Here is a 14,375-nt window from a genome sequence, read left to right as displayed (position 1 = left end):
TTGATTTCATATTTTAAAAACTTTAATTAAGTATTTTTGACTAATTAATATTGTATTTATGCCTTTTAGACTTTCTTTTCTTTCTTTCTCGTTCATATGCTTGCTTTTGTGTATCACTACAGTTCAAGGCCAGCGAAAGTCAAAAAAATCTGAAGTTTTGCCCGATAAGGTTTCCCTATACACTCAGCCTAAACTAATGGTTGGTATTGTGGTGGATCAGATGCGTTATGACTATTTAACTAGGTATTGGAACCGGTTTCAGGATGGGGGATTTAAGCGATTGGTAAACGGTGGTTTTAATTGTAAGAATAACCATTATAACTATGCTCCTACCAGTACAGGTCCAGGGCATGCATCTATTTATACCGGAACAACTCCTTCTGTTCACGGGGTTATAGGTAACAATTGGTACGATAAGCTTTCAGGGGAATCTGTGTATTGTGCAGGGGATCCTGCATACAATACAATAGGTTCATCTTCTGAAGCAGGGAAAATGTCGCCAGGACGTATGTTAGTCAGTACTGTAACGGATCAATTAAGATTGCATAGTCAAATGCGATCTAAAGTTATTTCGATTGCACTTAAAGATAGGGGTGCCGTATTACCGGGCGGACATACAGCTAATGCTGCATATTGGTTTGAAGGAGGAAAAGATGGCAGATGGATAAGTAGTTCCTATTACATGAATAAGCTTCCTGATTGGGTACAGACCTTTAATCAGGCAGGAAGTGTTTCCCAGTATAAAAAAGCTTGGACAACCTTGGAAGATATTAATTCGTATGTAGAAAGTGGTCCGGATAATACAAAGTACGAGGGTGTTTTTAAAGAGGAAAAGGCACCGATATTTCCTCATAATCTAGATGAAATTTGGAATGCAAACGGCGATTATAATATATTAAGAAGTACCCCATATGGAAATAGTATAACTACCGATTTTGCTTTGGCGGCCATTGAGGCAGAAAATCTGGGGAAGGATCAGATCACAGACTTTTTAGCCATATCCTATTCAAGTACGGATTATGTTGGGCATAAATATGGCGTTAATTCTAAAGAAGTCCAAGATACTTATATGCGTTTGGATGGGGAATTGATTCGCCTTTTAGACTATTTAGATGAAGGAGTTGGTGAGGGTAATTATACCGTTTTCTTAACAGCAGATCATGGAGCAGTACATGTTCCGGCATTTTTAGAAGATAATAAAATCCCAGCTGGGTATTTGAATAAACAAACGGCGATAAAGTCTCTGAAAGAAAATATAAAGTATACGTATGGGGCTGCAGAGCTCATTAGGAACGTTTCCAATAATCAGATATTTTTAGATCATATGGTTATAAAGAATCTGGATTTATCTCTTCAAGAAGTGCAGTCTTCTTTGGCGGAAGAGCTCTTAAAACAAGGGCATTATCGTAATGTCTATACAGCATACCAACTACAAAACGGGGAATTTACCAAGGGACTGCCGTATATACTACAAAATGGATACAATAGAATGCGATCAGGGGATATAATGCTAGTGCCAAATACTGGATATATTGACTATAGCAAAACAGGATCTACCCATGGGTCTTCTAATATATATGATACTCATGTTCCATTGATATTATATGGGAAGGGAATCCTTCAAGGTGCAACTATTGAAAGAACTGAAATAACTGATATTGCTCCTACGATAGCTGTTCTTTTGGGTATTGCATTTCCTAATGGGAGTACTGGAGAACCGGTGGTAAAGGCCTTAGAATAGCTTGTTCCGGATAGAGTTCCAACGGTATTTTCGTATGTAAGCACCTTCATCACTATCTACTAAAAATGAAGTTTTGTCTTTGCTAGCCATAAAATACCCACTAATACTGTCCATAAAGAGAGCAACTTTCTTACGGGCGAAAGCCATCTTTAGAGAGGATAAGGCTGTTAAAACAAAACCATAGCGCATTCTATACATGGCCTTTCCTTGTAAATACCTGGCCTTTTTGGAATAGGAGCTACCTAACGGTCTTAGGTGTTTTATTTTTAGACTTGCATCGGTGATGACGGTAAACCCGTGATATCTTGCCAAAAGTTCATCTACAGTATCCCATCCCATGGCCTTTTTTAATCCACCTATTGCTGTAAAACAGTTTTTTGTATATGCTTTAAAAGCTCCCCTGACGTGATCTTTGTTCATTGGGTGGTTTAGCACCCAACTTCCATGGTTATCTGCTTCATATGCAAATCCTCCCAGGATTCCGGCTTTTGGATTGGACCGGATTAGTTCAATAATTTTTTCAAAATAATTCTCGGGTAAAATGATGTCTGCGTCTAGCTTTACTATAAAGTCGTACTCTTTTGGAATGACAGATAAGCCAGCATAAAAGGCATCGATCACCTTGGATCCAGGCATATGCAATTCCGTAGAATTGTGATTAATTTTGTGAATGACTGCGGACTCAGTTGCAAAAAGATCAATAATACCTTCTGTATTGTCTACAGAGTTGTCGTTTACGACCACTGCTTGTTGTGGTAATATGCTTTGATCTAGAACAGACTTTAAAGTCTGTTCTAAAAACTCTTCTTCATTATGCGCGCAGATAACAATGAAATATCTCAAAACGAGTTGTAATTGTGAGTGTTTTTTAATCTTTCTTTTTTCTCTCGGCGTAGACTAAGTAATATCTTGGGGTAAATAATCGTAATAGCGGTCTGATACCTAATTTTTTAACTGGGTTTGTAAATGTAGATCTATCTATTATTCTCCAGCCAGATTTTTCTAACAGCCAATCGAATTGCCAGGCTTCAAATTCGTGATAATGTCTATCCCAGGGATCAGTTTTACTTCTGTAGGCAGAGGCAAACCATAGTTTTAACGGAATACTCACTACTAATTTATTAGACCTAACTGCCCTTAAGACATTAAATGGAGCCAGCATATGCTCAAATATTTCAAAGGCGGTTACAACATCTTCCGTTCCTTTGGTAACTCTGCTGAACTCCAGGTCTAAGTCTTCTCCATTGGTATTGGTAACCACATAACCATTTGCCTTCATTAACTCGGAAAAGGGATTGTTCACGCCTAGATCGAGAATGGTTTCGTCTTTCGAAATATGTTTTTGTAGAAATTCCAGTGTATTTATATACCTTTTACTGGGATAGGTTTTTTCGTACATATTTTCAGCATCTATAAACGATGGCATTAATATTCATTCCTGCGCCAACACTTGCAAAGATAACAACATCCCCTTTTTCTATATGCTGATTTTTTATTTTTCCGCTAGTCACCATGTCGAACAGTGTTGGTACCGTAGCCACAGAGCTGTTGCCCAGTTCTTTTATGTTCATGGGCATCACATTAGCCGGCACGGGCAGCTTGTAGAGTTGATAAAACCTCTTAACTATGGCCTCGTCCATTTTTTCGTTTGCCTGATGGATGAAGATTTTTTTTAATTCTGATATTGGGATTCCACTATTATCTAAACAGGTTTTCATTGCTTGGGGTACGTGGTTTAATGCAAATTCATAAATTTTTCGACCATACATTTTTATAAACTGTATATTGTCTTTTTTGTCTTTATTATAGGAATTGCCGAAAAACAAATAATAAGCCTCATCGTTAGTATAGGTGGCAGAGATATGTTCTAAAATCTCCCCTGCTTTTTCACTGTCTTCAATAATGCATGCTCCAGCGCCATCAGAATAGATCATAGAATCTCTATCATGTTCGTCTACTACCCGGGAAAGGGTTTCTGCACCTATAACCAGACATTTTTTGGCTATACCACTTTTAATGAAGGCTTTGGCCTGTATTACACCTTCAATCCATCCCGGACATCCAAAAAGCATATCGTAGGCTACACATTTGGGGTTTTTTATCTTAAGGCGGTGTTTTACTCTAGTAGCAAGACTTGGGACGGTATCTCCCTGTGACTGCCCATAGGAAACATTTCCAAAGTTATGAGCAAAGATGATGTAATCTAAATCCTCTGCATTTACTCCGGAATCTTTTATTGCCTCCTTGGCTGCGTAATAACCAAGGTCTGACGTATTTAATTCTTTATCCGCATATCTTCTCTCCTCTATTCCTGTGATAGCTTTAAACTTTTCGATAATAACTTCGTTAGAATAACCTAAGGGTGAGCCGTCGGTATTTAGAAACATGTTCGTTTCAAAATCTTTATTTGCACTTGTAATTTTAGGGATGTAACTTCCTATTCCACTTATTCCAATACTCATATTTGATACATCTGCTGGTCTAAAACGAATGTCTTAAAAATTTAACCCTTTTGTATTCTGAACCCTTAAACGAATACGATGGTCAGTGGTATTTTTAACTGAAATATATTTATGTTTTTAATCTCCGACTAGTGGTAACTAACTTAATAACAATTAGTTATGCTTCCGCATAGGCTTCGATGGGTGCACAGGTACATATTAAATTACGATCGCCATAGGCATCGTCAACCCTTCTTACACTTGGCCAAAACTTATTTTCTCTGACGTATGCCAATGGGTAGGCAGCTTTTTCCCTTGAATAAGCGAATTCCCATTGGTCGTTTGTTACCATGGCTAATGTATGAGGGGCATTTTTTAGAGGATTATTTAGGAGATTAGTATCTGCTGCTTCAATTTCTTTTCTTATGGAAATCATAGCATCACAAAAACGGTCCAGTTCCGCTAGGCTCTCACTTTCCGTAGGCTCTATCATAAGTGTACCAGCCACAGGAAAAGATACCGTTGGGGCATGGAACCCATAGTCCATTAAACGTTTAGCAATATCTGTTACTTCTATGCCTTTTTGTTTAAATGGCCTGCAGTCTATAATCATTTCATGGGCTGCTCTACCTTTTTCTCCGGTGTACAGTACATCGTAAGAACCATTTAGGCGATTTTTTATATAATTGGCGTTTAGTATAGCTATTTCTGTTGCCCGTGTTAGCCCGTGAGCCCCTAACATTTTAATGTATCCATAGGAAATCAAACAGACCAAAGAACTGCCCCAAGGGGCAGCTGAAATAGATGAAATGGCATCTTCCCCACCCGTCTTAATAATCGGATTACCTGGTAAAAAAGGTACAAGCTCTTTGACAACACATATGGGTCCAACACCCGGACCACCGCCTCCATGAGGGATGGCAAAAGTTTTGTGCAAATTTAAATGGCAAACATCGGCCCCTATCGTAGCAGGGTTTGTAAGTCCTACTTGAGCGTTCATATTAGCACCGTCCATGTATACCATCCCCCCGTGTTCGTGAATTAAGGAAGTAATCCTAATAATGGAAGATTCAAAAACGCCATGCGTACTTGGATAGGTAACCATTAAGGCAGCTAGATTCTCAGCGTGAATTAATACTTTTTCCTCTAAGTCCTTAAAATCTATATTCCCTTTTTCATCTGTTTTGGTAACCACCACTTTCATGCCGGCCATAACAGCAGATGCGGGATTTGTTCCATGAGCTGAAGCTGGTATAAGACAAATATTTCTATGCCCTTCTCCCTTAGACCTATGAAATGCTCTTATGGTCATTAGACCGCTGTATTCTCCTTGCGCTCCAGAATTGGGTTGTAAAGAGGTGCCCGCAAAACCTGTAATGATGTTTAGGTCCTTTTCTAGTTCTTTTAAGACTATTTGATATCCTTCTGCCTGGTCTAGAGGTACAAATGGGTGTATATTACCCCATTCTGCCATGCTTAAAGGAAGCATTTCTGTAGCTGCATTCAATTTCATGGTGCAAGAGCCCAAAGAAATCATAGAATGGTTTAAGGCCATGTCTTTACGCTCTAGTTTCTTAAGATATCTCATTAACTCCGTTTCTGAATAGTAGGAATTAAATACCTCGTTCTCCAGAAATGCAGAGTTTCTGTTCAGTGCGAAGGGAATAACATTTAAGTCGTCAGAATTCCAATTTAGAGGGTGTTCAATATTTTGGAGCTCCGTAAAACAACTATATATGTCTAATAAGTCCTTCTCTGAAGTAGTCTCATTGATGGAAAGAGATACACTTCCTTTATCTGTATAATAAAAGTTAATGTTTTTCCCTTCTGCAATACGCTGTAAACCGGAAGTATTATTTAGGTCTACTTCTATTGTGTCAAAGAAAGAATCATTGATTAACTTAAATCCAATTTCTTCTAAGCTTCTGGATAATACTTTGGTTTTTGTATGAATGTTTTTAGCAATTCGCTTCAAGCCTTCTGGACCGTGATACACGGCATATGCCCCGGCCATAACCGCCAAAAGTACTTGAGCAGTACAAATATTGCTAGTGGCCTTGTCTCTTTTAATATGTTGTTCCCTAGTTTGAAGTGCCATTCGGAGTGCAAAATCCCCATTGGTATCTTTGGTTACGCCAATAATTCTACCTGGAATACTTCGCTTAAAGGCTTCTTTTGTGGCAAAAAATGCCGCATGAGGCCCTCCGTAGCCCAAGGGTATCCCAAAACGCTGTGTAGTACCTACCACGACGTCAACACCCATTTCCCCTGGAGGGGTTAGAAGTACTAAACTTAGGATGTCGGCAGCAACTGCTACTTTAATATTTTGCTCTTTAGCTTTGCTTACAAAGCTTTGGTAGTCATATATCTGTCCGTACTTTCCCGGGTACTGAAGAAGTGCTCCAAAAAAATCTTGGCTAAAATCGAATTCCTCATGACTACCAATAACTAATTTTATACCCAAGGGTTCGGATCTTGTTTTTAATAATGCAATGGTTTGAGGCAGGACTTCTTCTGAGACAAAAAAACATGCCACCTGATTTTTCTTTTGTTCTCGGCTCCGAACATCGAAGAGCATCGTCATCGCTTCTGCAGCCGCTGTACTTTCGTCTAAGAGTGAAGCATTGGCTAATTCCATAGCCGTTAAATCACAAACCATAGTCTGAAAATTTAATAACGCTTCTAGTCTTCCCTGAGCTATTTCTGCCTGGTACGGTGTGTAGGCTGTATACCAACCTGGGTTCTCCAGTATGTTTCGTTTAATTACAGAAGGAGTTATGCTCTCATGATACCCAAGGCCTATATAGGTTTTGAAAATCTTATTTCTTTTAGCAAGACTATTGGTGTGGAGTAAGAATTCATGCTCGCTCATTGCCTTATCTAAAGGAAGCTGCTTGTTAAGTCGAATATCATCCGGGATGGTTTCTGTTATTAACTGTTCCAAGCTATTAGAACCAACAATATCAAGCATTTTTGGAAGATCATTTTCTGTTATTCCAATATGTCTGGAAGCAAATAATTCAGTGCTCATAAGTCTTGAATTTATCTAAAAATTTAGCTCACAAAATTAACGATTAAATCTCGATTTTATATAGAATTTTGAAGACTCTGGATTAAAGTTTTTAACCGAAATGTATGGTTATAAACACTTTCCTTAATTTTGTTTAATGTCGAGAGCGAAAATTCTTCTAAATTTTTATCTAGATGCAAGTATTCATGTAGCTCTGGCGGTATTAAGCCTTACCCTTATTACTTATAGTAATATAGGCATAGTCCTAAAAAAGGAAGTTCTGTATTTTGTGTTTTTTGGCACCATTTGGTCCTATAATTATATCAAATATGGGGTGCAGCTAAGACCTCAACAAAATGATAACTACCCGTATGGCAATATCATTTTTTTTCTTAGTATAATTTCTCTAATTGTAAGCGCTTATTTTTTTAGTTTTCTGAATAAGAATACCTGGTTGTTTGTTTTTTTACTACTCATTTTAGTAGGTAGCTATACCTTACCGGTTACAAATAAGGGTCAGAATTTAAGAAGCCTAGGAATCACAAAGGTGTTGTTAGTTGCATTGGTTTGGGCTGGGACCACGGTTGTAATACCGATACTGGATGCACGTTTGCAACTCAGTTGGGATCTTGGATTAGCGATGTTTCAACGAATTATATTAGTGCTGATTCTAATGATTCCTTTTGAGATAAGAGATTTGAATACGGATAAGCCCAATTTAAAAACCATCCCACAAAGATTTGGTGTACAAAAAACAAAAATAGGAGGAGTTATATTGGTATTCTGTTATTTTGGTTCAATCTATTTGCAAGATGCCTTATCTAACTCCCTTATGACCCAGAAGGCACTTGTATCAATTCTGCTGCTTTGTGTAATAGGTGCAACAAAAAAAAAACAACGAAAATATTTTGCCGCTTTCTATGTAGAGGCAATTCCTATTCTTTGGGCACTCGTAGTAATTATTTCAGAAGTAAATTAGGGTTCGGTTTTCAGACTTTCTTCCATAATCTTTTTTTCTTGAATAGATAGGCATTGCAACGGGGCCTTATCCATTAAAGTGGTAAGTCTGTTATTCTTTTTAGAAAAGGTGGCACAGGCTTTACAAATCAAAAGATGGAATTTGAGTTGTATTTTTTCCCATAAACTAGCCTCTTTATACTGCAATTTATTGCACACTTTGGCTGCTTCTTCACAATTCATCATAATTCAAACCAATTTTCATTAAGGCATCCCATCAGGGAGGTTCTTGCCCGGTGTATCATTACCCATAAATTAGACGGATTAATATCTAATTCATTACATATATCCTCCGTAGAAAGGCCTTTAATGGTTTTCATCGTAAAAACATCCGACTGTTTTTGGGGTAGCTGGGCAATGCATTCTTGAATAGCAAAACCTAGCTCTTCATTTTCAATGTTGTCATTTTCCAAAAGACTAAGAGGGTCGGCTACCTGTTCTTCTAACCAATCTCCTTCAGCGTCTGTCTGGTTACTATAATTCATCCTCACTTCTGCCTTCCCTTTTTTAGAATTTATTTTTCGGTAATGATCAATTACTTTTCGTTTTAAAATAGCAATTAGCCAGGTGCGTTCAGAGGCAATCCCCTGGTAATTAATAGCAGATTTAAGCCCAGCAAGAAAAGTTTCCTGAACCAAATCTTTTGCAATTTCAGCATCACTTACCCGAACAACGGCATAGTTATACAAGTAATCAGCATAATTACCTACCCACTTTTCAGGATTAATTTTATTCGAAGTCATTTAGTTCCTTATCGAAACCAAAAATAAATTAATTTTGACTAATAAATGAATTTAATATTTAAAGAGTATTATATGAGAGGTTTATGTGTTTTACTATTTTTTTTGGTAACTGTGGTATTATCCGCGCAAACTAAAAGCCAATCCATAACTACATGGGAAGAGATTAATTTAGAGGATGCCGTATTGGTAGATGTTAGAACAGCGGAAGAATATTCGGCAGGTCACTTAAATGGAGCCTTAAATATAGATTGGTTTTCGGAGGATTTTGCCAACCAAATACAAGAAGTTCCCAAGACTAAAACAATTTATCTTTACTGTAAAAAGGGAGGACGTAGTACCAAGGCTCAGGAATTACTAGCATCCCTAGGCTATTCCAATGTGATTAACCTAACTGGGGGCTTTGATGCTTGGTTAGCCGAGCATAATTAGTCGGATACATCGGTTAGTCCGGCCCGCTTCAGTAATGCATCTATTTGAGGTTCTCTTCCTCTAAAGCGTTTGTATAGCACCATGGGTTTTTCGGTTCCTCCTTTAGAGAGGATATTTTCTTTAAATTTAGCAGCAATCTCCTTATTAAACACTCCTTTTGTTTTGAAGTAATCAAATGCGTCTGCATCTAATACTTCTGCCCATTTATAGCTGTAGTATCCTGCCGAATAACCACCCTGAAAAATATGAGAGAAGGAAGTGCTCATACAAGTTTCTGCATTATCTGGATAAAGTGCCGTCTTTTCAAAAGCCTTAAGTTCATGCTCTTTTACACTTTTGATGTCTGATGGGTCTTGGGCATGCCAGGACATATCTAATAGTCCAAAACTTATTTGCCTCAAAGTAGCCATTCCTTCTTGAAATTTTGCGGCATCCTTGATTTTTTTCACTAAACCCATTGGAAGAGGTTCTTTTGTTTTGTAGTGAATGGCAAATAACTTTAATGCATCTTCTTCATAACACCAATTTTCGAGAATTTGACTAGGAAGTTCTACAAAATCCCAATACACCGAAGTTCCTGACAAACTAGGGTAGGTAGTATTTGCCAAAATACCGTGAAGTGCATGTCCAAATTCGTGAAAAAGTGTGGTTACTTCGTTGAAGGTAAGTAAGGAAGGTTTTTCTTTTGTTGGTTTGGTAAAATTACAAACGTTAGAAATAAGAGGTCTCTCGTTTTTCCCTTTTAATATATACTGCGATTTAAAGGAAGTCATCCATGCACCGGCTCTTTTTCCTTCCCTTGGATGAAAATCTGCAAAGAACAAAGAAATAAATGCCCCATTTTGATCGTAAATGCGATAAGTTTTAACTTCTGGATGATAGGTTTCTACGTCGAATACTTCCTCAAATCTTAGTCCATAGAGATTTTCTGTAATCTTAAAAACGCCAGCAATTACCCGATCTAACTCAAAGAAGGGTTTTAAGACCTCATCATTAAATTGAAAAAGATGTTGTTTTAATTTTTCAGAATAATAGGCAGCGTCCCAAGATTCAAGACGTTCTACTCCATCCAATCCTTTTGCAAAATCTGTTAATTCATTTAGTTCTCTTAATGCTGCGGGTTTTGCCTTTATTAAAAGGTTATCCAGAAACTCAAAGACGTTTTCTGGAGTTTCTGCCATTCGTTCTTCCAAAATGAAGTGAGCGTGAGATTTATACCCTAACAGTTGTGCTCGTTCATGTCTTAGTTTTGCAATAGAAAGTACATTATTTTGGTTGTCTAAACTATCACCATGAAAGGCTTTAGCTCCAAAGGCAGTGGAAAGTTCTTTTCTCAATGCTCTGTTGCTGGCATACTTCATAAATGGGATATAGCTTGGATAGTCTAAGGTGATTATCCAACCTGATTTATTGTTAGACTGCGCTATTTGTGCTGCAGCTTCCTTGACGCTTTCTGGTAGCCCTGCCAAATCTTCTTCCCTGGTTATATGAAGTTCATAACTCTGTGTCTCTTTGAGTACATTTTCTCCAAACTGCAATTTCAACGGAGCCAATTTTGCATCTATTTCCCGTAACCTTAATTTTTGCTCTTCCTTTAAATTTGCGCCGTTCCGACTAAAGTTCTTATATTTTTTCTCTAAGAGTGTATTCTCTTCAGCGGATAGGCTATTCTTGTCAATAGTTTCAAAGACATACTTTATTCTGCCAAATAATTTTTCATTTAAAACAATGTCGTTGCTAAACTTGGCAAGCAAGGGAGAAATATCCTTGGCAATCTCCTGAATCTTATCGTTTGTTTCTGCGGAATTTAAATTGAAAAAGAGGCTGGCAACTCTTTCTAATTGTTGGCCAGAAAACTCTAATGCTTCTATAGTATTTTCAAAAGTTGCTTCTTCCTCGGAGTTGGCAATGGTTTCCACTTCCTTTTCGGCAATTTTCAAAGCTTCTAGAAAAGCGGGCTTATAGTGCGAATCGTTAAGTTTAGAAAATGGCGGGACATCGAATGGCTTTAATAAAGGATTCATAGTTCAAGGAAAATTTAGTAAGGCGTTTTTAAGCAGTAAGTAAGTTATTTTTTCTTCAGTTCTTTGGCCCCGTGGATTACCTTCTCCTTAAGACCTTCTTTATAGAGTAAGATTTTGTCCATAACGCATTTATCTTGAGATCCAATAATTTGCGCAGCAAGAATACCCGCATTTTTTGCGCCATTTAGAGCAACTGTTGCCACGGGAACACCACCGGGCATTTGTAGTATTGATAGCACAGAATCCCATCCATCTATAGAATTGCTGCTTTTCACAGGAACCCCAATAACAGGTAAGGGGCTTAACGAGGCTACCATACCAGGAAGATGTGCTGCACCTCCTGCTCCGGCAATTATTACAGCGAAACCATTTTTGTGGGCTTGTTTGCTAAACTCATATAACTTTTCAGGCGTCCTATGTGCAGACACGATATCTACTTCCACCTCAATATCAAAACCACTTAGGATGTCTACAGCTTCCTGCATTATTGGAAGATCACTTGTACTTCCCATTACAACCGCTACTTTGCTCATTTAATTAAGATTTGCTTATTACTTTGATTCTTTTTTTCACCTCCTCTGCAACTTCTCTAGCCTTATTAATGTCCCTATCTACGATAGTTACGTGTCCCATTTTTCTAAATGGTCTTGTTTCTCGTTTCCCATAGATATGAGGAGTTACGCCTTTCAATTCTAAAATTTCTTCAATATTTTCATAATGAACCGGACCTTGATAAGATTCAGCCCCAACCAAATTTACCATAACCCCGGATAATTTACTGTCTGTTTTTCCTAAAGGTAAATTTAATATGGCCCTTAAGTGCTGTTCAAACTGGTTTGTAAAACTCGCTTCAATACTGTAATGCCCACTATTATGAGGTCTGGGAGCCACTTCATTCACTAAAATCTCACCATCTTTTGTTTGAAACATTTCAACGGCCAAGAGGCCAACATGCTCTAGCTGTTCTGCCACATTCACAGCAATTGATCTGGCTTTTTCAGCTATGGAATGGTCTATTCTGGCCGGACAAAGTACGTATTCTACCTGATTTGCCTCTGGATGAAACTCCATCTCCACAACAGGGTAAGTAATTTCCTGGCCCTTTACATTCCTAGCTACTATTACCGCAAGTTCATTTTCAAAAGGTATTAGACGTTCAGCAATACACTCTACGTTTGGAAGGCTTTTTAAGTCCTTTAGGGAACGAATAATTTTAACACCCTGTCCATCATAACCAAATTGAGCGGCTTTCCATACAAATGGTAAATGCAGGCCTCCATTTGCAATACTTTCTTCTATTTCACTAGAATATGCGAAGCGTGAAAAATCTGCTGTCGGAATATTATGATCTACATAAAAAAGCTTTTGTTTGGCTTTGTTTTGAATAATTCTTAGGGCTTTTGGCGTAGGATATACTTTTACCCCATTAGTCTCTAACGCTTCTAAGGCATCGATGTTTACATTTTCAATTTCAATAGTGAGAAGGTCCACATCTTTCCCAAAAGAGACCACGGTGTCATAGTCCATGAGACTTCCCTGTACAAATTCATTACAGCTAATACGACATGGAGCATCCAATGAAGCGTCGAGAACTTTTGTATATATGTCTAATTTCCTTGTTTCATAAAGCAGCATTTTACCAAGTTGCCCACCGCCTAATATTCCAAGTTTAAAATCTGAAGAGAAGTATTCCATCTACATCAACCTTAAGTATATTTAAGTTTATAAGTCCCACAAAAATACATCATATTGTGAGAATCGAAGACTGCCCATAGAAAAAAGAAAAACCAAAACCTTATCTTTGCCTTCCTATTAAAATTATGTCTCTAATAAAACTACATGATAAAGAGTTTAAGCCCTTTTTAAAAGAGGAAGAAATTCAGCTTGCTGTAAAGAGAATCGCAGGCGAAATTGCTGCGGACTTTAAGGACGAAGTGCCCATTTTTGTTGGTGTACTTAATGGCGCCTTTATGTTTATTGCAGATCTTTTAAAGCACTATCCTTATCCCTCAGAAGTGTCCTTTGTTAAACTTGCTTCATACCGCGGACTTACGTCTACGGGGATTGTAGAAACCCTATTAGAAGTACCTGAAAATATTGAAGGAAGAAGTGTAATTATTGTAGAAGATATAATTGATACAGGAAGAACCCTTAAGGAATTGGTGCATCTTTTCTCAAATACAAATGTAAAGGAGTTTAAGGTTGCCAGCCTTTTTTATAAATCTGAGGTGTATAACGGGGAGTATCCTATTGACTATATTGGGTTAGAAATACCAAATAAGTTTATTGTAGGCTATGGTTTGGATTATAAAGAACAGGGGAGAAATTTGAGAAATGTATACCAACTAAACAACACGAAAATGATAAATATTGTACTGTTTGGGAAGCCCGGGGCCGGTAAGGGTACCCAGGCTTCTTTTTTAAAAAATGAGCATAATTTAAAACATATTTCAACAGGAGATGTTTTTAGATATAATATTAAAAATAAAACCGATTTAGGGAAATTGGCCCAAGAATATATGGACAATGGAGACCTAGTGCCAGATGAAGTTACAATTAAGATGTTACGGGATGAGGTAGAGAAAAATCCCGATGCCAAAGGTTTTATTTTTGATGGTTTTCCCAGGACTGTGGCACAGGCCGAAGCTTTAGATAATTTGTTAGAGTCTAAGGATATGGAAATCCATGCCACTATTGCTCTCGATGCCAATGATGAAATCTTAATTGAACGCTTATTGGCAAGAGGAAAAGACAGTGGGAGAACAGACGATCAGGATGAAGATAAGATTAGGAATCGTTTTGAAGAGTACAATCTTAAAACGGCTCCTTTAAGGTCGTTTTACGAGTCTCAAGGCAAGTTTTTTAGTGTTAATGGCATAGGAGAAATTGAAGAGGTAACCAATAGACTTGGAGAAGTTATAAGTAGTTTAGAAGTCTCCGGTTAATAGTTCCTTCGAAGAATTAGCAGGA

General features: G+C 37.7%; 13 protein-coding genes. 4 read left to right on the top strand and 9 right to left on the bottom strand.

Going from position 1 to position 14,375, the window contains the following annotated elements:
* Positions 1-58: 58 nt before the first annotated feature.
* Positions 59-1,741 (top strand): alkaline phosphatase PafA, encoded by a 1,683-nt coding sequence (gene pafA, locus PXG98_RS09670; RefSeq protein WP_338150233.1) that lies wholly within the window; start codon positions 59-61, stop codon positions 1,739-1,741.
* Here the strand turns inward: pafA and PXG98_RS09665 are convergent.
* The 4 genes from PXG98_RS09665 to gcvP all read right to left on the bottom strand — a co-directional run bounded on the left by PXG98_RS09665 (position 1,733) and on the right by gcvP (position 7,213).
* Positions 1,733-2,584: a glycosyltransferase family 2 protein gene (locus PXG98_RS09665; protein WP_276390641.1), complete on the bottom strand. Its 852-nt coding sequence runs from the start codon at positions 2,582-2,584 to the stop codon at positions 1,733-1,735. The genes pafA and PXG98_RS09665 overlap by 9 nt on opposite strands.
* A gap of 25 nt (positions 2,585-2,609) precedes the next feature.
* Positions 2,610-3,140 (bottom strand): class I SAM-dependent methyltransferase, encoded by a 531-nt coding sequence (locus tag PXG98_RS09660; protein WP_276390790.1) that lies wholly within the window; start codon positions 3,138-3,140, stop codon positions 2,610-2,612.
* Between the two features lie 4 nt (positions 3,141-3,144).
* Positions 3,145-4,203, bottom strand: coding sequence for a 3-oxoacyl-ACP synthase III family protein (locus PXG98_RS09655; RefSeq protein ID WP_276390640.1), 1,059 nt, complete (start codon positions 4,201-4,203; stop codon positions 3,145-3,147).
* A 157-nt stretch (positions 4,204-4,360) separates the two neighbouring features.
* Positions 4,361-7,213 carry an aminomethyl-transferring glycine dehydrogenase gene (gene gcvP / locus PXG98_RS09650; protein WP_276390639.1) on the bottom strand — a complete coding sequence of 951 codons (2,853 nt, stop codon included), beginning with the start codon at positions 7,211-7,213 and terminating at the stop codon, positions 4,361-4,363.
* A 136-nt stretch (positions 7,214-7,349) separates the two neighbouring features.
* On the opposite strand from gcvP, the gene PXG98_RS09645 reads away from it, so the two are divergent.
* On the top strand, positions 7,350-8,171 hold the full coding sequence (locus PXG98_RS09645; protein WP_276390637.1) for a UbiA prenyltransferase family protein: 822 nt from the start codon (positions 7,350-7,352) through the stop codon (positions 8,169-8,171).
* Here the strand turns inward: PXG98_RS09645 and PXG98_RS09640 are convergent.
* Positions 8,168-8,395 carry a hypothetical protein gene (locus PXG98_RS09640; protein ID WP_276390635.1) on the bottom strand — a complete coding sequence of 76 codons (228 nt, stop codon included), beginning with the start codon at positions 8,393-8,395 and terminating at the stop codon, positions 8,168-8,170. The two genes, PXG98_RS09645 and PXG98_RS09640, sit on opposite strands and share 4 nt — an antisense overlap.
* On the bottom strand, positions 8,392-8,952 hold the full coding sequence (locus tag PXG98_RS09635; RefSeq protein WP_276390634.1) for a sigma-70 family RNA polymerase sigma factor: 561 nt from the start codon (positions 8,950-8,952) through the stop codon (positions 8,392-8,394). Before PXG98_RS09635 ends, PXG98_RS09640 begins: the two co-directional genes overlap by 4 nt.
* 45 nt (positions 8,953-8,997) lie before the next feature.
* Here PXG98_RS09635 and PXG98_RS09630 point away from each other — a divergent pair, with 45 nt between their 5' ends.
* A complete protein-coding gene (locus tag PXG98_RS09630; protein WP_276390633.1) occupies positions 8,998-9,381 on the top strand; it encodes a rhodanese-like domain-containing protein in 384 nt (127 codons plus the stop codon).
* Here the strand turns inward: PXG98_RS09630 and PXG98_RS09625 are convergent.
* From PXG98_RS09625 to PXG98_RS09615, 3 genes are read right to left on the bottom strand one after another with little or no spacing between them, the layout of a single operon-like run.
* Positions 9,378-11,405, bottom strand: a complete 2,028-nt coding sequence (locus PXG98_RS09625; protein ID WP_276390632.1) for a M3 family metallopeptidase — start codon at positions 11,403-11,405, stop codon at positions 9,378-9,380. The genes PXG98_RS09630 and PXG98_RS09625 overlap by 4 nt on opposite strands.
* Before the next feature lie 44 nt (positions 11,406-11,449).
* Positions 11,450-11,938, bottom strand: a complete 489-nt coding sequence (gene purE, locus PXG98_RS09620; protein WP_276390630.1) for a 5-(carboxyamino)imidazole ribonucleotide mutase — start codon at positions 11,936-11,938, stop codon at positions 11,450-11,452.
* Positions 11,939-11,942: 4 nt separating this feature from the next.
* Complete coding sequence (locus PXG98_RS09615) at positions 11,943-13,100, bottom strand: 5-(carboxyamino)imidazole ribonucleotide synthase (protein ID WP_276390629.1); 1,158 nt, start codon at positions 13,098-13,100, stop codon at positions 11,943-11,945.
* A gap of 125 nt (positions 13,101-13,225) precedes the next feature.
* Between PXG98_RS09615 and PXG98_RS09610 the strand changes: the two genes are divergently transcribed.
* The gene (locus tag PXG98_RS09610; protein WP_276390627.1) at positions 13,226-14,350 is read left to right on the top strand and encodes an adenylate kinase; all 1,125 of its coding nucleotides are present in this window, start codon (positions 13,226-13,228) and stop codon (positions 14,348-14,350) included.
* The last annotated feature ends 25 nt before the right edge of the window (positions 14,351-14,375 follow it).

The sequence above is a fragment of the Eudoraea chungangensis genome (assembly GCF_029360665.1).
Classification (GTDB): Bacteria; Bacteroidota; Bacteroidia; order Flavobacteriales; family Flavobacteriaceae; genus Eudoraea; species Eudoraea chungangensis.
This window is presented reverse-complemented; position numbering and strand designations above follow the sequence as displayed.

Excerpts from the sequence above, each read along its gene's own strand:
- pafA (WP_338150233.1), top strand. The coding sequence starts at position 59 with ATGCCTTTTAGACTTTCTTTTCTTTCTTTCTCGTTCATATGCTTGCTT.
- PXG98_RS09660 (WP_276390790.1), bottom strand. The coding sequence starts at position 3,140 with ATGTACGAAAAAACCTATCCCAGTAAAAGGTATATAAATACACTGGAA.
- PXG98_RS09655 (WP_276390640.1), bottom strand. The coding sequence starts at position 4,203 with ATGAGTATTGGAATAAGTGGAATAGGAAGTTACATCCCTAAAATTACA.
- gcvP (WP_276390639.1), bottom strand. The coding sequence starts at position 7,213 with ATGAGCACTGAATTATTTGCTTCCAGACATATTGGAATAACAGAAAAT.
- PXG98_RS09645 (WP_276390637.1), top strand. The coding sequence starts at position 7,350 with ATGTCGAGAGCGAAAATTCTTCTAAATTTTTATCTAGATGCAAGTATT.
- PXG98_RS09640 (WP_276390635.1), bottom strand. The coding sequence starts at position 8,395 with ATGATGAATTGTGAAGAAGCAGCCAAAGTGTGCAATAAATTGCAGTAT.
- PXG98_RS09635 (WP_276390634.1), bottom strand. The coding sequence starts at position 8,952 with ATGACTTCGAATAAAATTAATCCTGAAAAGTGGGTAGGTAATTATGCT.
- PXG98_RS09630 (WP_276390633.1), top strand. The coding sequence starts at position 8,998 with ATGAATTTAATATTTAAAGAGTATTATATGAGAGGTTTATGTGTTTTA.
- PXG98_RS09625 (WP_276390632.1), bottom strand. The coding sequence starts at position 11,405 with ATGAATCCTTTATTAAAGCCATTCGATGTCCCGCCATTTTCTAAACTT.
- purE (WP_276390630.1), bottom strand. The coding sequence starts at position 11,938 with ATGAGCAAAGTAGCGGTTGTAATGGGAAGTACAAGTGATCTTCCAATA.
- PXG98_RS09615 (WP_276390629.1), bottom strand. The coding sequence starts at position 13,100 with ATGGAATACTTCTCTTCAGATTTTAAACTTGGAATATTAGGCGGTGGG.
- PXG98_RS09610 (WP_276390627.1), top strand. The coding sequence starts at position 13,226 with ATGTCTCTAATAAAACTACATGATAAAGAGTTTAAGCCCTTTTTAAAA.